21 protein-coding genes are annotated in these 22,393 nt (G+C 59.6%); 10 read left to right on the top strand and 11 right to left on the bottom strand.

Annotated features, from left to right (window positions below; genetic code table 11):
* Nucleotides 1-95 precede the first annotated feature (95 nt).
* The 4 genes from glmU (at nt 96) to ASD46_RS19995 (ending at nt 4,668) form a co-directional block, all read left to right on the top strand.
* Nucleotides 96-1,457, top strand: coding sequence for a bifunctional UDP-N-acetylglucosamine diphosphorylase/glucosamine-1-phosphate N-acetyltransferase GlmU (glmU, locus tag ASD46_RS20010; protein ID WP_003515755.1), 1,362 nt, complete (start codon nt 96-98; stop codon nt 1,455-1,457).
* 202 nt (nt 1,458-1,659) lie between these two features.
* Nucleotides 1,660-3,486 (top strand): glutamine--fructose-6-phosphate transaminase (isomerizing), encoded by a 1,827-nt coding sequence (gene glmS / locus ASD46_RS20005; RefSeq protein ID WP_025593708.1) that lies wholly within the window; start codon nt 1,660-1,662, stop codon nt 3,484-3,486.
* Nucleotides 3,483-3,986, top strand: a complete 504-nt coding sequence (locus tag ASD46_RS20000) for a GNAT family N-acetyltransferase (RefSeq protein ID WP_025593706.1) — start codon at nt 3,483-3,485, stop codon at nt 3,984-3,986. The genes glmS and ASD46_RS20000 overlap by 4 nt, the downstream gene beginning before the upstream one ends.
* 13 nt (nt 3,987-3,999) lie before the next feature.
* The gene (locus tag ASD46_RS19995) at nt 4,000-4,668 is read left to right on the top strand and encodes a DUF502 domain-containing protein (protein ID WP_003515749.1); all 669 of its coding nucleotides are present in this window, start codon (nt 4,000-4,002) and stop codon (nt 4,666-4,668) included.
* A gap of 3 nt (nt 4,669-4,671) precedes the next feature.
* Here ASD46_RS19995 and ASD46_RS19990 read toward each other — a convergent pair whose 3' ends face one another.
* Genes ASD46_RS19990 through recG form a run of 4 tightly spaced genes read right to left on the bottom strand, consistent with a single transcriptional unit; the run spans nt 4,672 to nt 7,754 of the window.
* Nucleotides 4,672-5,055, bottom strand: a complete 384-nt coding sequence (locus ASD46_RS19990) for a type II toxin-antitoxin system VapC family toxin (protein WP_035198363.1) — start codon at nt 5,053-5,055, stop codon at nt 4,672-4,674.
* Nucleotides 5,052-5,309, bottom strand: a complete 258-nt coding sequence (locus tag ASD46_RS19985) for a type II toxin-antitoxin system Phd/YefM family antitoxin (protein WP_003515745.1) — start codon at nt 5,307-5,309, stop codon at nt 5,052-5,054. The genes ASD46_RS19990 and ASD46_RS19985 overlap by 4 nt, the downstream gene beginning before the upstream one ends.
* Nucleotides 5,310-5,363: 54 nt before the next feature.
* Nucleotides 5,364-5,636, bottom strand: coding sequence for a hypothetical protein (locus ASD46_RS19980; protein WP_003515743.1), 273 nt, complete (start codon nt 5,634-5,636; stop codon nt 5,364-5,366).
* 12 nt (nt 5,637-5,648) lie between these two features.
* Entirely contained in the window at nt 5,649-7,754 is a 2,106-nt protein-coding gene (gene recG, locus ASD46_RS19975; RefSeq protein WP_025593701.1) for an ATP-dependent DNA helicase RecG, read from the bottom strand.
* A 187-nt stretch (nt 7,755-7,941) separates the two neighbouring features.
* Between recG and ASD46_RS19970 the strand changes: the two genes are divergently transcribed.
* The 3 genes from ASD46_RS19970 (at nt 7,942) to ASD46_RS19960 (ending at nt 12,475) form a co-directional block, all read left to right on the top strand.
* Complete coding sequence (locus tag ASD46_RS19970; protein WP_003515739.1) at nt 7,942-8,253, top strand: succinate dehydrogenase assembly factor 2; 312 nt, start codon at nt 7,942-7,944, stop codon at nt 8,251-8,253.
* A gap of 3 nt (nt 8,254-8,256) precedes the next feature.
* On the top strand, nt 8,257-11,754 hold the full coding sequence (mfd, locus tag ASD46_RS19965; RefSeq protein ID WP_019566117.1) for a transcription-repair coupling factor: 3,498 nt from the start codon (nt 8,257-8,259) through the stop codon (nt 11,752-11,754).
* Nucleotides 11,755-12,130: 376 nt separating this feature from the next.
* Nucleotides 12,131-12,475, top strand: coding sequence for a hypothetical protein (locus ASD46_RS19960; RefSeq protein WP_013636325.1), 345 nt, complete (start codon nt 12,131-12,133; stop codon nt 12,473-12,475).
* A gap of 57 nt (nt 12,476-12,532) precedes the next feature.
* On the opposite strand, the gene ASD46_RS19955 is transcribed toward ASD46_RS19960, so the two are convergent.
* The 3 genes from ASD46_RS19955 to ASD46_RS19945 are packed head-to-tail and all read right to left on the bottom strand — an operon-like array spanning nt 12,533 to nt 16,072.
* Nucleotides 12,533-13,465, bottom strand: a complete 933-nt coding sequence (locus tag ASD46_RS19955) for a DMT family transporter (protein WP_003515734.1) — start codon at nt 13,463-13,465, stop codon at nt 12,533-12,535.
* A 51-nt stretch (nt 13,466-13,516) separates the two neighbouring features.
* Nucleotides 13,517-14,185: a DsbA family oxidoreductase gene (locus ASD46_RS19950; RefSeq protein WP_003515731.1), complete on the bottom strand. Its 669-nt coding sequence runs from the start codon at nt 14,183-14,185 to the stop codon at nt 13,517-13,519.
* A 39-nt stretch (nt 14,186-14,224) separates the two neighbouring features.
* The gene (locus ASD46_RS19945; RefSeq protein WP_025593697.1) at nt 14,225-16,072 is read right to left on the bottom strand and encodes an extracellular solute-binding protein; all 1,848 of its coding nucleotides are present in this window, start codon (nt 16,070-16,072) and stop codon (nt 14,225-14,227) included.
* Between the two features lie 322 nt (nt 16,073-16,394).
* Here ASD46_RS19945 and ASD46_RS19940 point away from each other — a divergent pair, with 322 nt between their 5' ends.
* Complete coding sequence (locus ASD46_RS19940; RefSeq protein ID WP_013636323.1) at nt 16,395-17,048, top strand: invasion associated locus B family protein; 654 nt, start codon at nt 16,395-16,397, stop codon at nt 17,046-17,048.
* A gap of 127 nt (nt 17,049-17,175) precedes the next feature.
* Here the strand turns inward: ASD46_RS19940 and hspQ are convergent, their stop codons facing one another.
* From hspQ to ASD46_RS19920, 4 genes are all read right to left on the bottom strand, one after another.
* Nucleotides 17,176-17,505 carry a heat shock protein HspQ gene (gene hspQ / locus ASD46_RS19935; protein ID WP_003515726.1) on the bottom strand — a complete coding sequence of 110 codons (330 nt, stop codon included), beginning with the start codon at nt 17,503-17,505 and terminating at the stop codon, nt 17,176-17,178.
* An 89-nt stretch (nt 17,506-17,594) separates the two neighbouring features.
* A complete protein-coding gene (locus ASD46_RS19930; RefSeq protein ID WP_025593695.1) occupies nt 17,595-18,518 on the bottom strand; it encodes a DMT family transporter in 924 nt (307 codons plus the stop codon).
* Nucleotides 18,519-18,616: 98 nt separating this feature from the next.
* On the bottom strand, nt 18,617-20,026 hold the full coding sequence (gene glnA, locus ASD46_RS19925) for a type I glutamate--ammonia ligase (protein WP_003515722.1): 1,410 nt from the start codon (nt 20,024-20,026) through the stop codon (nt 18,617-18,619).
* Between the two features lie 74 nt (nt 20,027-20,100).
* Nucleotides 20,101-20,439 (bottom strand): P-II family nitrogen regulator, encoded by a 339-nt coding sequence (locus tag ASD46_RS19920; RefSeq protein ID WP_003515720.1) that lies wholly within the window; start codon nt 20,437-20,439, stop codon nt 20,101-20,103.
* Between the two features lie 89 nt (nt 20,440-20,528).
* Here ASD46_RS19920 and ASD46_RS27505 point away from each other — a divergent pair, with 89 nt between their 5' ends.
* Both ASD46_RS27505 and ASD46_RS19915 read left to right on the top strand, forming a co-directional pair.
* Nucleotides 20,529-20,684, top strand: a complete 156-nt coding sequence (locus ASD46_RS27505; protein ID WP_003515718.1) for a hypothetical protein — start codon at nt 20,529-20,531, stop codon at nt 20,682-20,684.
* Nucleotides 20,685-20,797: 113 nt separating this feature from the next.
* On the top strand, nt 20,798-22,273 hold the full coding sequence (locus ASD46_RS19915; protein ID WP_025593692.1) for an NAD(P)H-hydrate dehydratase: 1,476 nt from the start codon (nt 20,798-20,800) through the stop codon (nt 22,271-22,273).
* The last annotated feature ends 120 nt before the right edge of the window (nt 22,274-22,393 follow it).

The raw sequence follows: 22,393 nt of genomic DNA, 5'->3' as shown, positions 1-22,393 counted from the left end.
CACCCATACGCCCGTCCGCAATGCTGGCCGGCGTAAAGTCAAACATTGCCCCTGTCCGGGCCGCCTGTGGCCGGTGACGGGGTGTTGGAGGTCTTATGGAGCGCAGCTCTCTAGCCGTTATTCTCGCAGCGGGCGACAGCACGCGCATGAAGTCTTCGAAGTCCAAGGTGCTTCATCCGGTCGCTGGACGCCCGATGATCGGGCATGTGGTGGAGGCTGTTGCTGGAGCGGGCGTCGGCGCGGTGGCGCTGGTGGTCGGGCGCGATGCCGACAATGTCGCTGCTGCGGCAAGTCTCAAGGGCCTGCAGGTCGAGGCTTTCCTGCAAAAGGAACGCAAGGGCACCGGGCATGCGGTTCTTGCCGCACGCGAGGCGATCGAACGCGGTTTTGACGATGTCATCGTCGCTTATGGCGATGTGCCGCTCATCACCTCAGCCACGCTCGACAGGGCGCGCGAGGCGATTGCCGACGGTGCCGATGTCGCCGTTATCGGGTTCCATACCGACCGCCCCACGGGTTACGGGCGGCTTCTGGTCGAGAATGGCGAGCTGGTCGCGATCCGAGAGGAAAAGGACGCCACCGACGAGGAGCGCAAGGTCACCTGGTGCAACAGCGGATTGATGGCCATCAACGGCCGCAATGCGCTGGATCTGCTGGATCGGATCGGCAACAGCAATGTGAAGGGCGAATATTATCTGACTGACATCGTCGAGATCGCCCGTTCTCTCGGCCGCCGCGCCATTGCCATCGATGCACCGGAAAAGGAATTGACCGGCTGCAACAACCGCGCCGAACTCGCCTTCATCGAGAGGCTCTGGCAGGAGCGCCGCCGTCACGAATTGATGGTCGACGGCGTTTCGATGATCGCGCCTGAGACAGTATTCCTTTCCTTCGATACGAAGATCGGTCAGGATGTCCTGATCGAGCCCAACGTCGTTTTCGGTCCCGGCGTGACGATCGAGCCGGGTGCGATCATTCATGCATTTTCGCATCTGGAAGGGGCCTATCTGGCCGAGGGTGCGGTTGTCGGTCCCTTTGCGCGGTTGCGTCCGGGTGCAAACCTGCACGCCAACGCCAAGGTCGGCAATTTCTGTGAGGTCAAGAAGGCCGAGATCGGCGAGGGCGCAAAGGTCAACCATTTGACCTATATCGGCGATGCTTTCGTGGGTGCAGGCAGCAATATCGGCGCGGGTGCCATCACCTGCAATTATGACGGTTACAACAAGTCCGAAACGCGGATCGGAGCCAACAGCTTCATCGGCTCGAATTCGTCTCTGGTTGCTCCCGTCTCCATTGGAGAGCGGGCCTATATCGCCTCCGGCAGCGTGATTACCGATGACGTGCCTGCTGATGCGCTGGCTTTCGGGCGCGCGCGCCAAGAGGTGAAACCGGGCAGGGCGGTCGCCTTGCGCGAGCGGGCGAAAGCGCTGAAGGAAGCGAAGAAAAAATCCTCTTAGATGACGTTACCGAGCGATACTGAAAGTGACCGGCGGGATAATTGCCGATTTCAGAGAAACGGTTAAAGCATTTCCAGTAAAGGTGCGCAGCGGTTTTACGTCCGGAAATGCGTCAGAACAAAAAGGTGGTGTATTTTCGCATTCAGGGAAGGCGGAAATACTCTGGAAGTTTCGGTGAAGAGATCGCCGTCTGGAGAAATATATGTGCGGAATTGTCGGAATTGTCGGAACACAGCCCGTTGCTGAACGGCTTGTCGATGCGCTGAAGCGCCTCGAATATCGCGGTTACGATTCGGCGGGTGTCGCCACCATCGACAATGGCGCGATGGACCGTCGCCGGGCGGAAGGCAAGCTGTTCAATCTGGAAAAGCTGGTCTCTGAAAAGCCGCTGCCAGGTGTCGTCGGCATCGCGCATACACGCTGGGCGACGCACGGCGTGCCGAACGAAACCAACGCCCACCCGCATTTCGTCGAAGGCGTTGCCGTCGTTCATAACGGCATCATCGAAAACTTCTCCGAATTGCGCGAGGAACTGAGCGCCGAGGGTGCAACCTTCACCACCCAGACCGACACCGAAGTGGTGGCGCAGCTTCTGGCAAAATACACCCGCGAAGGGCTTGGCCATCGCGAGGCGATGCTGAAGATGCTGAACCACGTGACCGGTGCCTATGCGTTGGTGGTGATGTTTCAGGACGATCCCCATACGCTGCTTTCGGCGCGCTCCGGCCCGCCGCTTGCCGTCGGTTACGGCAGGGGCGAGATGTTCCTGGGGTCCGACGCAATCGCGCTTTCGCCTTTCACCAATGAGATCACCTATCTGGTGGATGGCGACTGCGCCATCGTGACCCGTGACGGTGCGGAAATCATCGATTTCTCCGGCAAGCCGGTGAAACGCGAGCGCCAGATTTCGCAGGCGACGGCTTTCGTGGTCGACAAGGGCAACCACCGCCATTTCATGGAAAAGGAAATCTACGAGCAGCCGGAAGTCATTTCCCATGCGCTTAGCCACTATGTGGATTTCGCCTCCAAAACCGTGAAGGATGCCGACACGGCAATCGATTTCGCCAGGCTTTCCGGCCTTGCCATTTCTGCCTGCGGCACGGCCTATCTTTCCGGCCTCATTGGCAAATACTGGTTCGAACGTTACGCGCGCCTGCCGGTGGAAATCGATGTCGCATCGGAATTCCGTTACCGTGAGATCCCGCTCGTTCCCACGCAGGCCGCGCTGTTCATTTCGCAATCGGGCGAAACCGCCGATACGCTGGCGGCCTTGCGTTACTGCCAGCAAGAGGGACTGAAGATCGGCGCGGTGGTCAATACACGTGAATCGACGATGGCGCGCGAATCGGATGCGATCTTTCCGATCCTCGCCGGCCCGGAAATCGGCGTGGCCTCCACCAAGGCCTTCACCTGCCAGCTTGCCGTGCTCGCTTCGCTCGCGGTTGCCGCGGGCAAGGCGCGCGGTACGCTTAAGCCGGGCGAGGAAAAGGAGCTGGTGCAGCAGCTTATCGAGATGCCGCGCATCATGAGCAAGGTGCTGAACCTCATCCAGCCGCAGATCGAGGCGCTGTCGCGCGATCTGTCGCGCTTCAAGGATGTACTTTATCTCGGCCGCGGCACCAGCTTCCCGCTGGCGCTGGAAGGCGCACTGAAGCTCAAGGAAATTTCCTATATCCACGCCGAAGGATATGCAGCCGGCGAGCTGAAGCATGGGCCAATCGCACTGATCGACGAGAACATGCCTGTCATCGTCATTGCGCCGCATGACCGCTTCTTTGAAAAGACCGTTTCGAACATGCAGGAAGTGGCCGCGCGCGGCGGCCGCATCATCTTCATCACCGACGAGAAGGGCGCCGCTGCGTCCAAGCTCGACACCATGGCGACGATCACGCTGCCCAATGTCGACGAGCTGATCGCGCCGATGGTCTTCTCGCTGCCGATCCAGCTGCTGGCCTATCACACCGCCGTCTTCATGGGCACGGATGTGGACCAGCCACGCAATCTGGCGAAATCGGTGACGGTGGAATGATCATCCGGCCGGAGCGGCAAGGTGATGAAGAGGCGATTGCTCGCGTTACGGAATATGCCTTCCGTAACGTCGACTACAGCGACAAGACGGAACATGTGATCGTCGAACGGCTTCGCAAGGCCGGTGCGCTGACTGTTTCTCTGGTTGCCGAGGACAGCGAAGGCATCATCGGCCATATCGGTTTTTCACCGGTAACACTGTCGGGAGGCGAGACCGGCTGGTTCTGTCTTGCGCCCTTAGCGGTGGCGCCGGACCGGCAAAGGCAGGGTGTCGGCTCAGGGCTGGTTCGGGAAGGGCTTGCCGCGCTGGACCGTCTGAGTGCTTCTGGCGCAGTTGTCGCTGGCGATCCGGACTATTACGGCCGCTTCGGTTTTCGCCATGTTGAGGGCGTGAGCGGCAAGGGGATTCCTGACGAATATTTCACAGTTCTTCGCTTGCATGGCGGAACTCCATCCGGCATTGTCGGTTTTCATCCGGGTTTCGATAGCGACAACGCTTAATTCCGAACGGTAAATGACCGATATTCCAGTCAAAATTTCATTCGCAGCCCGTCTGCGCAACAGCTTCCTCACGGGCGTCCTCATCCTTGCGCCTGTCACCATCACCATGTGGCTGGTATGGAGCTTCCTGCAATGGGCGGATAGCTGGGTTAAGCCCTATATTCCCGCCCGTTACGATCCCGAGCAATATTTCGATGTGGCGATCCCCGGCTTCGGCCTGCTGATCGCCGTCATCGGCATCACGCTCATCGGCTTTCTCGGCAACAACCTCATTGGCAAATGGATCGTCGGCGTCGGCGAATCCGTTCTCAACCGCATGCCGCTGGTGCGACCGATCTACAAGAGCATCAAGCAGCTGTTCGAATCCGTCCTGAAAGAGCATTCGAACTCTTTCAAGAAGGTCGGCCTGATCGAGTTTCCGTCACCCGGCACCTGGGCGATGGTATTCGTATCCTCGGAGGTCAAGGGAGAGCTTGCCCATCGCTTCAACGAGATGGGCCAGGAGATGGTTGCCGTCTTCCTGCCACCGACTCCGGTGCCGACGGCGGGTTTCCTGCTGTTCGTGCCGAAGGACAAGATCGTGATGCTGGACATGACACCGGAAGACGCGGCGAAACTGCTGATTTCAGGTGGACTGGTGGCTCCGGATTTCACGCCGCCGAAAATGATTGCGCCGGTTTGAGCGTCACAGGAGGCCGCTGATATCTGTTTGCGAAAAGTCGTTGCCGACATAAAGCAAAGGGCAGCCTTCAGCTTTTGCCAGTTCATAGGCAAAGCAGTCTCCGAAATTCAGCCCGGCGGGGTGGATACCCTTTCCCCAGATGCGATAGGCTTCCGAAATGCCACGGATTGATTTAGCAGTAACGGGTTTGATTTCGACGCTCAGCCCTTCGATCAGCATCTCGAGTTCCCGGCTGCGGCCACGTCTTTGCGCTACGATAACAGCTTCGGCAAGCGTACCGGCGGATATCAGCAATGGTTCATCCGTATCGAGAGCCATGGCACATGCATCTGCTGTGGGTTCATCAAGCAGGATTGCAAGCAGAGCAGATGTATCGATGACCATCATTTTGGAAGGCCGTGCTCGTCATAAAGGAAATCCTGACTATGCGCGGCATCCGGGCCATCGTCGCTCTTGGTCGCGACGGCCGCGCGCACTTTATCAAGCACGGCCCTGCGGGATTTTTTATCCGCCACAACAACCACTGGAACCAGCCGCACTGCTGCATGACCATGCCGGGTGAGAATGATTTCGTCCCCGGCCTCGGCGCGTCGTACCAATTCTGTCAGTTGGCCTTTTGCATCAGTTACGGATATCTGCATGGCTAACCTTAAGCGTTAAATCTCGCTTCAGATTAGTCTATTGAATGGACCAAATCAATCCTCGTCATCGAGATCATCCACCTCTGTTCCCGTCGTGGTCGCATGGAACACGGGGACGAAAAGCCGCATGTAGACCAGCCGCACGCTCCAGCCCTGTTCCAGTGCCTCGGTCCATGCCTTCTTGCGGCCGGGCTTTTTGAAGGCCTTGCCGATCGCTTTCTTCTGGCTTTTGGCGAAGGTGTCGGGTTGCAGGATGTTTTGCGGCGAGCAGAGCGCGTAGCCCTTTCTGAAGGCGGGCGGTGGGCGGCGTGGGTCGATCATGTTCATGGCGGTTCACTTTCAGCCGGCGTGCAGGAAGCGGATAGCTTCGTCGCGGCGGTGCAGATAGAGCAGGGTGCGCAGGCTTTCGCCGCGCGGGCCGGTCAGTTCGGGGTCGCGCTCGATGACATAGGCGGCGTCCTTGCGGGCGATTTCCAGGAGGTCGGCATGGGCTTCGAGGCTGGCGATGCGGAAGCCCGGGGTGCCGGACTGGCGGGTGCCGAGGAGTTCGCCTTCGCCGCGCAGCTTCAAATCCTCTTCGGCAATCAGGAAGCCGTCCTCGCTGTCGCGCAGGATGGAAAGTCGGGCGCGGCCGTTTTCGCTGAGCGGCCCCTTGTAGAGCAGGATGCAGGTGGAGGCCTCGTCACCGCGTCCAACCCGGCCACGCAGCTGGTGAAGCTGGGCCAGGCCGAAACGTTCGGCATGTTCGATGACCATGATCGTGGCGTCCGGAACGTCGACACCCACTTCCACCACTGTCGTTGCCACCAGCAGCCGGGTTTCGCCGTTCTTGAAAGCCAGCATGGCGGCGTCCTTCTCAGGGCCGCTCATGCGCCCATGGATGAGACCGATATTGGCACCGAGCATCTGCGAGAGAACCGCATGTCGTTCTTCCGCCGACATCAGGTCGGACTCTTCCGTCTCCTCCACCAGCGGGCAGATCCAGTAGGCCTTCTTGCCCTCCTTCAGCGCGGCGCGCAGCCGCTCGACGATGTCGCCGATGCGCTCTGTGGGGATTGTCACGGTCTGGATGGGTTTTCGGCCAGCCGGTTTTTCGGTGAGTTTTGATACATCCATGTCGCCGAAGGCGGCCAGCACCAGCGTGCGCGGAATGGGCGTGGCGGTCATAACAAGCATATGCGGCGTGATGCCCTTGGCGGTGAGACGCAGGCGCTGGTGTACGCCGAAACGGTGCTGCTCATCCACCACGGCCAGCACGAGGTTCTTGTAACTCACGCTGTCCTGGAACAGCGCGTGGGTGCCGATGACGATCTGTGCCTCACCGGAGGCCACGCGTTCTTCGATCTCGCGACGCTCCTTGCCCTTGGTGCGGCCGGTCAGCACCTCAACCGTAATGCCCGCGGCATTGGCGAGTTTGGAGATGGTGGCGAAATGCTGCCGGGCAAGAATTTCGGTCGGGGCCATCAACACCGCCTGTCCTCCGGCCTCGACGGCGGTTGCCATAGCCATCAGCGCCACCAGCGTCTTGCCCGCGCCGACATCGCCCTGTAACAGCCGCAACATACGGTCCTCGCTGGCCATATCGGTCAGGATATCTTTCACCGAGGCATTCTGGCTCGGCGTCAGGGAGAAGGGCAGTTGCGACAGGATTTTTGCAGCAATGTCCCCCTTGGCGCGGATCGGCTGGCCCGCGACCTTGCGCAGTCTTTGCCGCACCAGCGCCAGTGACAGCTGCCCGGCCAAGAATTCGTCGTAGGCGAGCCGTCTGCGTGCCGGGGCCTGAGGATCGATATCGGCGCTGTCGCGTGGGTCGTGCAACTCACGGAAGCTCGATGCCACGTCGCCGAACCCCTGCCGGGTCTTCAGCGTTTCGTCGATCCATTCGGGAAAGACCGGCAGTTTCGAAAGTCCGCCTTCAATTGCCCGCCGCAGCACCTTCGGAGACAGCCCGGCTGTCATCGGATAAACGGCTTCGACCAGCGGCAGGTTCTCGGCCTCGGAGAGTTTCACCATGAAATCCGGATGCACCATGGAGGCGCGGCCGTTGAACCAGTCCACCTTGCCGCTGACGAGAACCTCTTCATCGACGGGCAAGGCCTTGGAAAGCCAGTCTCCCTTGGCGCGGAAGAAGGTCAGCGCCAGTTCCCCGGTCTCGTCATGCAGGAAAACACGGTAGGGCGCGGAACGATTGCCCGGTGGAGCTGGCTGATGCCGGTCGACACGTCCCTGGATGGTGATAATGGCGCCGGGAGCGGCAAGCGCGATGCCCGGGCGGTTGCGCCGGTCGATGACGTTTGATGGTGCGTGGAACAGAAGATCGATCACGCGGGTGTCGTCGGCATTTTCCCGGCTCAGCAGTTTGGCCAGAAGGTCGGCAAGCTTCGGCCCCACACCGGAAAGGGTGGAGACGGAAGCAAATAGCGGATCGAGAATGGCGGGACGCATGCTCAGCAAAATCGGGGAAGGGGACGCGTTATGCAAGACGTGGCGCCCGACAAAGGCTGTTTATCACCGGCAGATTTTAGCCGCCGTGGCATTATTTCGATAAAAACCGGTTCCAAGCGTTCGCCTCCTGTTCTATAGGAGGGCGCAATCAACATCCTGTTGAATAGCCAACCGAAAGGTGAATGCGATGACTGGACTGGTGCGCACGAGCGCCGACCTCGATCCGAGGCGCAGGCGGATACTTTACCGCTGCTGGCACCGGGGCATTCGCGAGATGGATCTGGTGCTCGGGCAATTTGCGGAAGACAATATTGCCGGGCTTTCCGACGATCAGCTCGACGAGCTGGAAATCATCATGGCGGAAGAGGATAACGACCTCGTCAAGATGGTGACGGGTGCCCTGCCGGTGCCGGAAAAATTCCAGACCCCGTTGTTCGAGAAGATCGCCTCTTACCGTCCCGATTTCGATCTCGTCACAGCCGAAACCCTGAAGGCCTGAAACATGATAGCCGGATTCGATGCAAAGCTGGTGGCGTCGGCCGATACGCCGCTGACCATCGGAAACGTGCCCTCCGGCATGGAAGCCCTGCTGCTCGCCGATATGGCGCGGGCGGGAACATCGGTGGCTTACGTGATGTCGGACGGCCAGCGGGTCGCCGATCTCGAACAGATTCTTGGTTTTGTCGCGCCGGATATTCCGGTGTTGACGCTGCCGGCCTGGGATTGTCTGCCTTATGACCGCGTGTCACCGAGTGCGGACACCTCGGCGCGCCGGCTCGCGGCACTTGCCGGCCTCATCAATCACGCCAAGAAACCGCATCCGGCCATCGTTCTCGTCACCGTCAACGCCATGCTGCAGAAGATGGCGCCGCGCGACGTTATCGAGAGCCTGGGCTTTTCGGCCAAGCCCGGCAACCAGATCCGCATGGAGGACATCGCCGCGCGGCTGGAGCGCAACGGTTTCGACCGGGTGGCGACGGTGCGTGAAGTGGGTGAATTCGCCGTGCGCGGCGGCATTCTCGATGTCTTCGTGCCGGGCACCGAAGAGCCGGTGCGGCTCGATTTCTTCGGCGATACGCTGGAAAGCATCCGCACCTTCGATCCGGCCAGCCAGCGCACCATCGCACAGGCGCGCTCGCTTGATCTCAATCCGATGAGCGAAGTGACGCTGACGCCGGATACGATCGGCCGGTTCCGAAAGAACTACCTGTCGCTATTCGGTGCGGCGACGCGCGACGATGCGCTTTATCAGGCCGTCTCCGAAGGCCGCCGTTATGCCGGCATGGAGCACTGGCTGCCTCTGTTTTATGAAGAGCTGGAAACCGCCTTCGATTATCTCAGCGGTTTCCGTATCGTCACCGACCATACGGCGCGAGAGGCGGCGAAGGAACGCTCCAAGCTGGTCCTCGATTATTACGAGGCGCGGCGGGCTTCCGGAGAGACCAAGGGCTCGACGCAGGGCGCACCATACAAGCCGGTATCGCCTGGGCAAATCTATCTCGACGGCAAGAGCTTCGAGGCGGCGCTTGCGAGCGTCAATGCGGTGCGGCTGACGCCCTTCAACGAACACGATAGCGAAGGTCGCCCGGTCGCGACGCTTGATGCCCATGTTGGTCCGCGCTGGGCACGTCCACCGACGGAAGGCGACAGCGAAGAGCGGGTCAATGTTTTCGATCTGGCGGTAAAGCACATTGCCGAGCGCCGGGCCAAGGGCTGGAAGGTGTTGATCACCGGCTGGTCGGAAGGTTCGCTCGACCGGCTGTTGCAGGTCTTGAACGAACACGGGCTTGAAAAGATCAAGCCGGTGACATCGCTGAAAGAGGTGGAGAAACTCGGCAAGGGTGAGGCGGCTTCTGCGGTGCTGAGCCTCGAAGCCGGGTTTGAGACCGGAACGCTCGCTATCATCGGCGAGCAGGATATTCTTGGCGACCGCATGGTGCGCCGTTCCAAGCGCCGCAAGCGCGGCGCGGATTTCATCGCGGAAGTGGCGGGGCTGGACGAAGGCTCGCTCGTGGTTCACGCCGAACACGGCATCGGTCGCTTCGTCGGTTTGCAGACCATCGAGGCAGCGGGCGCGCCGCGCGCCTGTCTGGAACTGCATTATGCCGACGACGCCAAGCTGTTCCTACCGGTCGAAAACATCGATCTTCTCTCGCGTTATGGTTCTGATGCCGCGGAAGCCACGCTCGACAAGCTCGGTGGCGGCGCATGGCAGATGCGCAAGGCCAAGCTCAAGAAGCGCCTGCTCGATATGGCCGACGAGCTTATCCGCATTGCAGCCGCGCGTCTGGTGCGCCACGCGCCGGCGCTTATCGCACCGGACGGGCTTTACGACGAGTTTGCCGCCCGTTTCCCCTATGACGAGACCGAGGACCAGCTGAACGCCATCGACGCTGTTCGCGACGATCTCGGTGCCGGGCGGCCGATGGATCGCCTGATCTGCGGCGATGTCGGTTTCGGCAAGACCGAAGTGGCCTTGCGCGCCGCTTTCCTTGCCGCCATGAATGGCGTTCAGGTGGCGGTGGTGGTGCCGACCACGCTTCTGGCGCGACAGCATTTCCGTACCTTTTCCGAACGGTTTCGCGGTCTGCCGATCCGGGTGCAGCAGGCCTCGCGCCTTGTGGGTTCGAAGGAGCTTGCGCTCACCAAGAAAGAAGTGGCTGATGGAAAGACCGACATTGTCGTCGGCACCCATGCGCTGCTCGGTGCGGGCATCAGCTTCGCCAATCTCGGCCTGCTGATCATCGATGAGGAGCAGCATTTCGGTGTGAAGCACAAGGAGCGGCTGAAGGAGCTGAAAAGCGACGTGCATGTGCTGACGCTGTCGGCGACGCCCATTCCGCGCACCTTGCAGCTGGCCATGACCGGCGTGCGCGAGCTGTCGCTCATCACCACGCCGCCAGTGGACCGCATGGCGGTTCGCACCTTCATTTCGCCCTTCGATCCGCTGGTAATCCGTGAAACGTTGATGCGCGAGCATTATCGCGGTGGCCAGAGCTTCTATGTCTGCCCCCGCCTTGCCGATCTCGCCGATATCCATGCATTCCTGCAGTCGGATGTGCCGGAACTGAAAGTGGCGGTGGCGCATGGCCAGATGGCGGCGGGTGAACTCGAAGACATCATGAACGCCTTCTATGACGGCAAATACGATGTGCTGCTTTCGACCACCATCGTCGAATCCGGCCTCGACGTGCCGACCGCCAATACGCTGATCGTGCATCGTGCCGACATGTTCGGTCTCGCCCAGCTTTACCAGCTGCGTGGCCGTGTTGGTCGTTCCAAAGTCCGCGCCTTTGCGCTGTTCACCCTGCCGGTCAACAAGGTGTTGACGACGATGGCGGAGCGGCGGCTGAAAGTGCTGCAATCGCTCGACACACTCGGCGCCGGTTTCCAGCTTGCCAGCCACGATCTCGATATTCGCGGCGCTGGCAATCTGCTTGGCGAAGAACAGTCCGGCCACATCAAGGAAGTCGGCTTCGAGCTTTACCAGCAGATGCTGGAGGAGGCCGTGGCCGAAGTGAAGGGTGACGAAGAGGTGCGCGACAGCGGCTGGTCGCCGCAAATCTCTGTCGGCACCTCGGTGATGATCCCGGAAGACTACGTGCCGGATCTGCATCTGCGCATGGGTCTCTACCGCCGTCTCGGCGAGCTTGCGGATATAGGCGAGATCGACGGTTTCGGCGCAGAAATGATCGACCGTTTCGGCCCGCTGCCGAAGGAAGTGCAGCATCTCCTCAAGATCGTCTACATCAAGTCGCTCTGCCGCACGGCCAATGTCGAGAAGGTGGATGCCGGGCCGAAAGGCGTGGTTGTGCAGTTCCGCAACAAGGAATTCCCCAATCCGGCAGCGCTTGTCGGTTATATCGGCAAGCAGGGCTCGATGGCGAAGATCCGCCCGGACCACAGCCTGTTCCTGAACCGCGATCTGCCGACGCCGGAAAAACGGCTGGCGGGTGCGGCGATGGTCATGACGCAATTGGCGGAGCTGGCTCGGTCGTAGATTTAAGCCTTTGGCGGGGGCGGTGGGTGTGGCTTACCCCACCTCTGCCCTGCCGGGCATCTCCCCCACAAGGAGGGAGATCGGCAAGACGCGCTGTCACCACTTCATTCTCTAACGTTGATATAGGCAAAACCTTGCCGCATATCGATCTCCCCACCTTTGGGGGAGATGCCCGGCAGGGCAGAGGGGGTAAACCACACCCATCTTCGGCTCATTTCCGTTAGCCAATCCCTCGAAAACTACACTCACTGCCTTCAGCGAAAGTTACCGCGATGTAACGAGACGGACATGTATCGGTAGTCTTCGCGGGCGTAATCTTTCCTTCATACCCGGTGCGGCGGATCGGAAAGCCGCCGGGTCTTGAAGGAGCAGGACGATGTGGACCAACATCAACAGGTTTGCCACCGCTGGTCTGGTTGCTTTGACAATTGCGGGCACCACAATTGCCACCACCAGTCAGGCGGAAGCGCGCAATAATTTCGGCCGCGGCCTTGCCGCCGGGATCGCAGGAACGATCATTGGCGGAGCGCTCATCGCCGGGGCAAGGCATCCCGGTTACGCTTATGGCCCCGCCTATTATGCACCGGCCTATGGTCCACCCGTCTACGCCGCGCCAGCTTATGGACCGCCTGTTGTTTACCAGCCGGTTTATCCTCGCTGCCACGTGGCCTGGCGACAGAACGCCTGGGGCGACATGTATCGGGTCAGGGTTTGTGATTGATCGAATGCCATGCCAGCGACGCAAACATGCGTCGCTGGTTCTCATGCATTTTCGACTTTAGCGCTCGTCTTCCGGCGTGATCCCGACAGCCACATTCTGGTCGGTTGCGGCGATGGAGGCGGGAAGCGGCACTTTTCGCTGCTTCTCGCGGATCAGCGTCAGCAGGCCGGAGCCGACGATCAGGGCGATGCCCATCAACATCCAGCCATCAATACGGTCGCCGAAAATCAGGTAACCGAACAGGATGGCCCAGAGCATCTGGCTATATTGCGTTGGGCCGATCATGGCGGCGGGTGCATATTGGGCAGCATACATGACAAGCACGTTGCCAAGCGCGCCGAGCAGGCCGTATCCCGCCAGCAGCAACCATTGTTCGCCGCCCGGCATGATGAAGGTCGGCACCATGGCGATGCCGCTGATGGTAAGACAGCCCAGTACGCCGGCCCCATACAGCGAGACGTTCTTTTCCGACGGACCCATGGCGCGGAAGATGACGATGCTGAGTGCGCCGCTGAAGCCACCGATGATGGCGCCGATATGGCCGATGCCGAGTTCACGGAAACCCGGCCGCAGGATGACCAGCACCCCGAGGAAACCGATGATGACCGCAGACCAGCGGCGGATGCCCACCTGTTCCTTCAAAAACACCACCGACATGATGGTGACGAACGAGGGAAGCAGGAAGATCAGCGCAAAGGCTTCGGCCATGGAAAGATGGGTGAAAGCGGTGACGCTGCCGACGGCACCCGTACCGGCGGCAAAAAATCGGATGATCCATAAAGGCCGGTTGGTCGTCTTCACCACATCCACCCAGCGATCATTGCGCTTGCGGATGAAGGGCAGGGCGATGAGGCCGAACAGGGCGCCGAAGAAGGCCGATTCGATCGGCGAAATCTGGCCTTCTATGAGTTTAACGCTCGCGTCGCTCCAAGCGTAGGCAGCGAAGGCGGCAAAGGCAAGCAGAATGCCTTTCAGGGTCTGGTCGGACACGGGAAAACACCAACAGTTTATCGATTACGGCAAGCTGCCGGTGTTCGACCGTCAGTTCATCGATTTATGCTCGTCCGCCTTGATTTTTGCAATATCCCGCAGTGCAGCAATCAATACATCAGGCGTTTGTGCACCGCTGATGGCGTATTTCTGGTCAACGATAAAGAACGGTACGCCGGAAACACCCATTTGCTGCGCCGCGTCAATTTCGGCAATCACCGTGTCCTTGTCTGCATCCGACGCCAGAAGCCGTGTTACCACCTTGGCGTCCATGCCCGCCTTTTCGGCGATATCGGTCAGCACGGCGTGATCGCCGATATTGCGGCCTTCCTCGAAATTCGCCTTGAACAAAGCGGTGACGATCCTCTCCTGAACGTCACGGCCTTCAGCATGGGCCCAGAGCGACAGGCGATGTGCGTCGAGCGTGTTCGGGCCAATCTTGATTGCATCGAAATCGTAGTGGATGCCGACCTGTTTGCCGAGTTCAACCAGCGAGGCATGGGCCTGCTCGAGACGCTCCTTGCCGAGCTTTTCCTCAAGCGCGGCCTTCTGGTCAACGCCTTCAGGCGGGTAATCCGGGTTGAGCCGGTAAGGTCGCCAGTTCACGTCGACGCTGATTTCGTCCTGCACCTCGGCAATGGCAAGATCGAGCCTTGCCTTGCCCAGATAGCACCAGGGGCAGACCATATCCGATACGACGTCGATAACGATGCGTTCCATGGCTTTATCTTCCGTTGTCTTGGACCGGGCAGGGGCGGGTTATTGCGCCCTCGCATCCCACCAGGTCTGTTTCTGATTGCCTGATATCGGGGTCATATCCGGGCGGTCGATATATTTCCAGCGGGCTATCCATTGCGCGCCGATGTAGTAGAGCGGAATGACATAGTGGCCGGCGACGAGAAGACGATCATAACCACGCACTGCCGCCTGAAAATCCTCCGTGGATCGGGCCTGCAACAGGGCCTCGATCATGCGGTCGATGTCGGGGCTGGCCGCACCCGCATAGTTGAAGCTGCCCTGCGCATCCCGCGACAATGAACTCCAGCGGTTGAGCTGCTCGGCGCCGGGCGAGAGCGATGAGGGCAGGGACCGGATGATCATGTCGTAATCGAAGCTGTTGGAGCGTGCCTGATATTGGCCATCGTCAACGGAGCGGATGCCCATGGCGACGCCGATCAGGTTCAGCGAACGCTGATAGGCAAGCGCTATGCGTTCCTGCGCCGGGTTCTGCGTCATGATTTCGAATGCGAGCTGGCGGCCATTGGCGTCGGACATCCTGCCGTTCTTGATGCTGTATCCGGCCTCTTTCAGCTTATCGACGGCGAGCTTCAGGACCTTGCGGTCCGCGCCGGTCCCGTCGGTGGTGGGCATGGCATAGGTTCCCGCCAGAAGTTCCGGCGGCATGCTCTTGGCCGCATCGCCAAGCAGCGCAAGTTCGCGCTCATCTGCGGCATTGCCATAGGCGCCGAGCGCTGAGTTCTGCCAGTAGCTTTGCGTACGCTTGAAGGCGCCGCCGAGAATGTTCTTGTTCATCCACTCGAAATCGAGCGCATAGGACAGGCCCTCGCGCACCTTTTCGTCAGCAAAGACCGCGCGGCGGGTGTTGAAGACAAGGCCGAACATGCCCGATGGCAGGCGCGGCTGGAACACATCCTTGACGATATCGCCGCGATGAACGGCGGGGAAGTTGTAGGCCTGGCCCCAATGGGACGTATCGGAGGTGCCGTTGATGGCGTCGCCTTCGGGATAGATGTCGATATCGCCTTTCTTGAAGGCCTCGAACATGGTGGTGACCTGAAGGAAATAGGTGATGCTGATCTCGTCGTAATTCTCGAAGCCGACCTTGCTCGGGATATCCTTGCCCCAATAGTCCGGGTTTCGCTCCCAGATGATTCGTTCACCCGGCCGCAATGTCTTGATTCGGTATGGACCCGACCCGACAACAGCGCCGAGGCCCGCCTGCTCGAATTTTTCCGGATCGATCGCGTGTTTCGGCAAAATCGGGGTGGAAGAGGCGAGAATGAGCGGCGTTTCGCGGTTCGCCTTGTCGTTAAAGGTGAAGCGGACGCCGTGTTCGCCGATCTTTTCCAGCTTCGCCACGCCGTCGAGGCGGCTGTTGAACGGCGGACGGCCTTTTTCCTTCAGGAGATTGAATGTGAAGATAACATCGTCAGGCGTCACCGGCTCGCCATCCGACCACTTGGCCTTGGGATTGATGTTGAACTGCGTGAAGGTGCGCTCCTCGTCCCACTCCACGGTTTCCGCAAGCAGGCCGTAAAGGCTGAAAGGCTCGTCGCTCGAGCGCTGCATCAGCGGCTCGTAGAGGAGATTGCCGAATTCAGGGTCCCAGACGCCGCGCGCCGTGGTGCGCATTCCCTTGAGAACAAAGGGGTTGAGGCTGTCGAAGGTGCCGACGACACCGTATGATATGCGACCACCTTTTTTCACGTCCGGATTGACATAAGGGAAGTGCCGGAAGTCGGCGGGAAGTTCCGGCGTGCCGTGCATGGAAATGCCGTGAAGCGGCTGCGCTACGGCAATTTCCGGAGAAAGCAGGGCCGTTCCCCAAAGAAACAATGCGGGGATGAGGGCCGCAAGCTTGCGCATGTCACTATCCTGTCTCAACTGTCGGTCCGTTTTGTCGTCGTGGTCGGTTATCGTCATGATTGGTTTTTTGTTATGATTCTGGCGAATATGTAGCACAAGCCCATGGCTGGACCCATGCGAGGGCGGGAAATCTTGGGTTGCCTCAAGAAAAAGTTAAAGAAGTGCTGGATATCGCCGCGAACGGCATGTAACAGGGTGGCCGGAAGAGACGGGTCACGCATTTGCCTCATTTAAACGACAGTTGAACGGGCAGAAGGATACCGCCATCGGCGAGCAGGACCCGCGGTTCTGTTCTGGCAGACATTCAGGAGACGGAACTCTTATGATGCAAAAGGCAAACACATTCACCCGGACAGCTCTGTCCGCTCTCGTTCTTTCCCTGGGCGCGGTTTCCGCTCCGGCCATCTCGCAGGCACAGGATGCTCCCGCCAATCAGGGCGCTGGCGCTCCGCCGCTCGGCTGGTTCAAGACCTGCTCCAAGCAGGAAGACAACGATGTCTGCGTCGTGCAGAACGTGGTTCTTGCCCAGAACGGCCAGATGATCACTGCCGTCGGCCTCATCACTGTCGAGGGCAAGGTCAACCGCAAGCTGCTCCAGGTTTCCGTTCCGACCGCGCGCCTCATTCCCCCGGGTGTGATGATGCAGATCGACGGTGGCAAGGGTCAGAAGCTCGATTACGCTGTTTGCCTTCCCGACAAGTGCACGGCTGAAGTTCCGCTGACGGACGCCATGATCGCGTCGCTGAAGAAGGGCAACGAGATCGTCTTCACCTCGATCAACTTCCGCCGCGCGCCGAACCCTATCAAGATCGCGCTTACCGGCTTTACCGGCGCTTATGACGGCGCGGCTATCACCCAGTCGCAGCTCGCAGAAAGCCAGCGCAGCCTTCAGGAAGGCATGCAGAAAAAGGCCGAAGAGGCTCGCAAGAAGCTGGAAGCTGCTCAGGACGCCGCAAAGGGCGCGCCGAAGCCCTGATCTCTTTACGACAACACGAAAAAACCGGCCTGTTTTCAGGCCGGTTTTTTTATGCGCGGTTTTGATCCGACGTATTTTCAGTCAAAGCGCACAGCGCCCTTATGACTGTTGTCAAATCGGGCGTGCGCTAATGCGCCAGCGACATCTTCGGCCGCCACTCGCCGTTGGGCGCCTTGTCGAACATCCGCTCGATATTGCGGTTGCGGAGCGGCGCCTCGTTTTCATCGTGGACGAGGTTCTGTTCGGAAACGTAAGCGACATATTCAGTCTCATCGTTTTCCGCCAGAAGATGGTAGAAGGGCTGGTCGCGCTCCGGGCGAATATCGGCGGGGATGGCGTTCCACCACTCTTCCGTATTGGCATATTCCGGATCCACGTCAATCACCACACCGCGGAACGGAAACACCTTGTGGCGGACGATCTCGCCAAGCGTAAATTTTGCGTCTCTTTGTTTCATGGTATGAACTTCCTTTCCCACTAATAGTTGGGTGCGGAATGGGAAATATCAAGGGCTAGCGGTATCCGGCCCTTTTTCCCGTGATGCTCTTAAGCGACCCTGCGGCCGATCGTTGCGGTGGCGATGACGACGCCGCCGGTAACCAGTACGATCCCGATGGCGTGATATGTTTCAAACGTTTCACCAAGGAAAAGCGTGGCCATGACAATCGAGACGGGTGGCATCATGTAAAGCGTGATGCCTGCCGTGGCGGGGCCGAAAACGCGGACCGTATGGGTGAAGCAATAAAAGGCAAGCAGTGAGGCGAACAGGATGATGCCGCCGATCTTGGCCCAGGCGATGGCCGTGGCCGGCAGCAAGCCACCATGCGCCAGTTCGACCGCTGCCGGCGGGAGCAGGACCAGCGCGCCGGAGAAGGCGATGAGGCCGAAAAGGCTGAACGAGGCCATCTGCCGCGCCGCGGGATCGCGCAATAGTAGCGAATAGACCGCAAACGCAATCGCTGCCGTCAGAATGGCAAAATCGCCAATGTTGAATTTCATCTGCCAGAGAGCGGACATATCGCCCTTGAGCACGATTGCCGCCACGCCCGCAAAAGCGATGATCATGCCCGCCACTTCGAGCCTGCGGATCGGGCGGCCCTGAAAGATGCGCTGGAACAGGATGATGAATAGCGACGAAGTCGTATAGATCAACGTACCGTTGGCAGCCGTCGTCATTGTGAGGCCCCAATAGACCACGCCACCGCAAACGCCCATGCCGAGAATGCCAAGAACGAGCCAGAGCAGCGTTTTCTGGCGCACGAAGGCGAGGCAGTTCCGCCAGTCGGCGATCATGAACGGAGCGATGATGAGGCTCGATCCGATCCAGCGAATGAAGGCGGCAATGAAGGGCGAGACCTCTCCGATGACGCCGCGGCCGAAAATGATGTTGCTGGAGAAAAAGAACGGTACCGCCAGAAAGATGAGCCAGTCCGTGAGGCGCGTTTGCTGAGAGGCTGGCTTGATCGACATTGTTCGCGACATGGCTGGGCATCAAAAGAAAACGGCGGCTTTCCAGGGGAAAACCGCCGAGCGGGAAGGGACGCCTCTAAAGGCGTCCCAAATGCCGGTCAGGCAGAGTAGTACATGTCGAATTCGACCGGATGCGGGGTCATTTCGAAGCGCATGACTTCCTGCATCTTCAGCTCGATGAACGAGTCGATCTGGTCGTCGTCGAACACGCCGCCGGCGGTCAGGAACTTGCGATCCTTGTCGAGGCTTTCCAGCGCTTCGCGCAGCGAGCCGCAGACGGTCGGGATCTTTTTCAGTTCCTTGGCAGGAAGGTCGTAAAGGTCCTTGTCCATCGGCTTGCCGGGATGGATCTTGTTCTTGATGCCGTCGAGGCCGGCCATCAGCATGGCTGCAAAACCGAGATAGGGGTTCTGGGTCGGGTCCGGGAAGCGGACTTCGACGCGCTTTGCCTTCGGGTTGGAGCCAAAGGGAATGCGGCACGATGCGGAGCGGTTGCGGGCGGAATAGGCCAGCAGAACCGGAGCTTCATAACCCGGTACCAGACGCTTGTAGGAGTTGGTGGTGGGGTTGGTGAAGGCGTTGATGGCCTTGGCATGCTTGATGATGCCGCCGATGTAGTACAGGCAGTTTTCAGACAGGCCGGCATATTCGTCGCCAGCAAAGGTCGGCTTGCCGCCCTTCCAGATCGACTGGTGCACGTGCATGCCCGAGCCGTTGTCGCCGAAGATCGGCTTCGGCATGAAGGTTGCCGTCTTGCCATAGGCATTGGCGACCTGGTGCACGACGTACTTGTAGATCTGCATCTTGTCGGCGCTGGATACCATGGTGTCGAACTTCACGCCCAGTTCGTGCTGCGCGGAGGCGACTTCGTGGTGGTGCTTTTCGACGACGACGCCCATTTCAGCGAGAACCGTCAGCATTTCGGAACGCATGTCCTGCAGGCTGTCGATCGGCGGAACCGGGAAGTAACCGCCCTTGACGCGCGGACGGTGGCCAAGGTTGCCGGTTTCGTAATCCGTGTCGTCGTTGGACGGCAGTTCCGATGAATCCAGCTTGAAGCCGGTGTTGTAAGGGTCTGCCTTGTACTTCACGTCGTCAAAGACGAAGAATTCTGGCTCGGGGCCAACGAAGATGGTGTCGCCGATACCGGAGGCCTTGAGGTAGGCTTCGGCCTTCTTAGCGGTGCCGCGCGGGTCGCGGTTATAGGCTTCGCCGGAAACCGGGTCGAGAATGTCGCAAAGGATGACGAGGGTCGACTGGGCGAAGAACGGATCGGTATGGGCAGTTGCCGGATCGGGCATAAGCACCATGTCGGATTCGTTGATGGCCTTCCAGCCGGCGATCGAGGAGCCGTCGAACATGACGCCATCGGCGAACATGTCTTCGTCTACGCAGACAACATCCATGGTGACATGCTGCAGCTTGCCCTTGGGGTCGGTAAAGCGCAGGTCCACGAACTTGATGTCGTTATCCTTGATCTGCTTCAAGATATCGTTTGCGGTCGTCATTTAAACGTTTTCCTTGAGTGTGGTGGTGACGAGGTGAAAAACCTGAGCCTCCCCGGCTCAGGACCTGGTTCCGATTATATGGCGTCCACGCCTGTTTCACCGGTACGGATTCGGATGACTTCCTCGACGTTGGAAACGAAAATCTTTCCGTCGCCGATACGTCCGGTCTGTGCCGCATTGCGGATAGCCTCAATGACGGCTTCCGCATTTTCGTCCGCCAGTACGACTTCGACTTTCACTTTCGGCAAAAAGTCCACAACGTACTCTGCTCCGCGGTAGAGTTCCGTGTGGCCCTTCTGACGACCAAAGCCTTTTGCTTCCGTGACCGTGATTCCCTGAAGTCCGACTTCCTGAAGGGCTTCCTTCACTTCATCGAGCTTGAAAGGCTTAATGATCGCTTCGATCTTTTTCATGAGAAAATATCTCTCCGCTTCTCCCGTTAAAGCAGGTTATTCCCGCTCTGCCACAAGAATGCACGTATTGTGCCAGATCGGAAGCGGGCTTGAAGAAAAAACTTCGCTTGCCCGGCTTTCTGGCACAAAATGCATTCGCTTTTTGTGGTTTTCCAGCCAATTTCTCGCCAAAACCCGAAAAATCCGTCATCAATTCTGTCGGTTTTCCTTATTTTAGTTATGTTGAATATTTCGGAATGCACTGACGGCGTTTTGTTGATTTGTTTATATTTTATGCATTTGATTATTATTTCGCCGTAGCCATTTGCTTATTTTTGTATCGATTGCCTTTCCGGCGTTTTGAAGGGATGATCGCTCCATGAAATCCCTATTGAATCTCTCTCTTATCGACCCTGCTGTGATGGCCCGCATCGATGCGGCCTCAGGCCAATCCGGCATTCCCCTATACGATCTTATGGAGCGGGCAGGGCAGGCGGTCGCTGCTTCGGCCCTTCGCTACTATCCGGACGCGCTGCGTTTCGTCGTGCTCTGCGGAGGCGGCAATAATGGCGGTGATGGTTACGTTGCGGCACGCTCGCTTGTGCAAAGCGGGGCGACAGTTGCGGTTCATCATCTTGGCCACGTTACGGCCATGAAAGGCGATGCCCGCACGGCTTTCGAGGGCAGCGGCGCCACAGCCCTGCCGCTTGGCGACTATGTGCCCATGGCTGGTGACGTGGTGATTGACGCGGTGTTCGGTGCCGGATTGTCCCGCGAGATTCCGTCGGAGCTTCGGCGCTTGATCGATGCGGTGACGCATGCGGCCGTGCCGGTTCTCGCCGTCGATCTGCCGTCTGGTCTTTGCGGCAGGAGGGGCGTGCCTCTGGGCGCATCGTTCAAGACGGAGCGGACCGTAACCTTCATGGCGCGAAAACCCGGCCATCTGTTGATGCCGGGGCGGGAACTGTGCGGGACGCTTGAGGTGTTCGATATCGGTATCCCCTCCCGTATTCTCGCCGCTCATGCGGGATCGGTTGCGGAAAACGATCCACTTGTCTGGCGCGACGCCTTGCCCCGCTCCGAAATGGAAACGCATAAATTCCGCCGTGGGCATCTGACCGTTTTTTCCGGACCGCCACATGCGACGGGAGCAAGCCGCATGACGGCAATTGCTGCGCTGAAGGCGGGGGCGGGCATCGTCACCATCGCCGCGCCGAAGCAGGCGCTCGACGTGCTTTCGGTGACATTGACGGCGGTGATGAGCTCCGGTCTGGATGATGCGGACGATCTGCGCCACTGGCTGGACGACAAACGCCACGGCGCTTTCGTCCTCGGTCCCGGTTTCGGCGATCTCGAAAAGGCGCGGCAATTCGTGTCCCTGCTCGGGGAAAAGATGGTGGTGCTGGATGCCGATGCGATCACCGCTTTCAAGGACTGCCCGGAAACCCTGTTCGACCGGGTGATTTCAGGCGCGGGGAAATTCGTATTGACGCCGCATGAGGGCGAGTTTGCTCGGCTGTTTCCCGATCTCGCCGCTGACACGTCACTGAGCAAGATCGAGAAGGCGCAGACCGCATCGGCGCGCAGCGGCGCAGTGCTGGTCTACAAGGGTGCGGATACGGTCATCGCCGCGCCGGACGGCCGCGCGCTGGTCAATACCAATGCGCCGTCGAGCCTTGCGACGGCGGGGTCAGGCGATGTGCTGGCTGGCATCATCGGCGCACTGCTTGCGCAGGGAACGCCTGCCTTTGAGGCCGCCGCTGCCGGTGTCTGGCTGCATGGCGAGGCGGGCAGCAGGGCGGGTGCAGGTATGACGGCAGAGGATCTCGCCCACGCGGTGCGGCCGTTTGCGTGACCTTGAGTTGGTGTCCACTCCGTCACCCCGGACTTGATCGCAGGAGATACCTTTCGCTGCGCAGACGCGTCGTGGCTGGATGCCGGATCTAGTCCGGCATGACGGGGGGAGGTTTTCATC

It is taken from the genome of Rhizobium sp. Root491, from assembly GCF_001427205.1.
Lineage (GTDB): Bacteria > Pseudomonadota > Alphaproteobacteria > Rhizobiales > Rhizobiaceae > Agrobacterium > Agrobacterium tumefaciens.
This window is presented reverse-complemented; position numbering and strand designations above follow the sequence as displayed.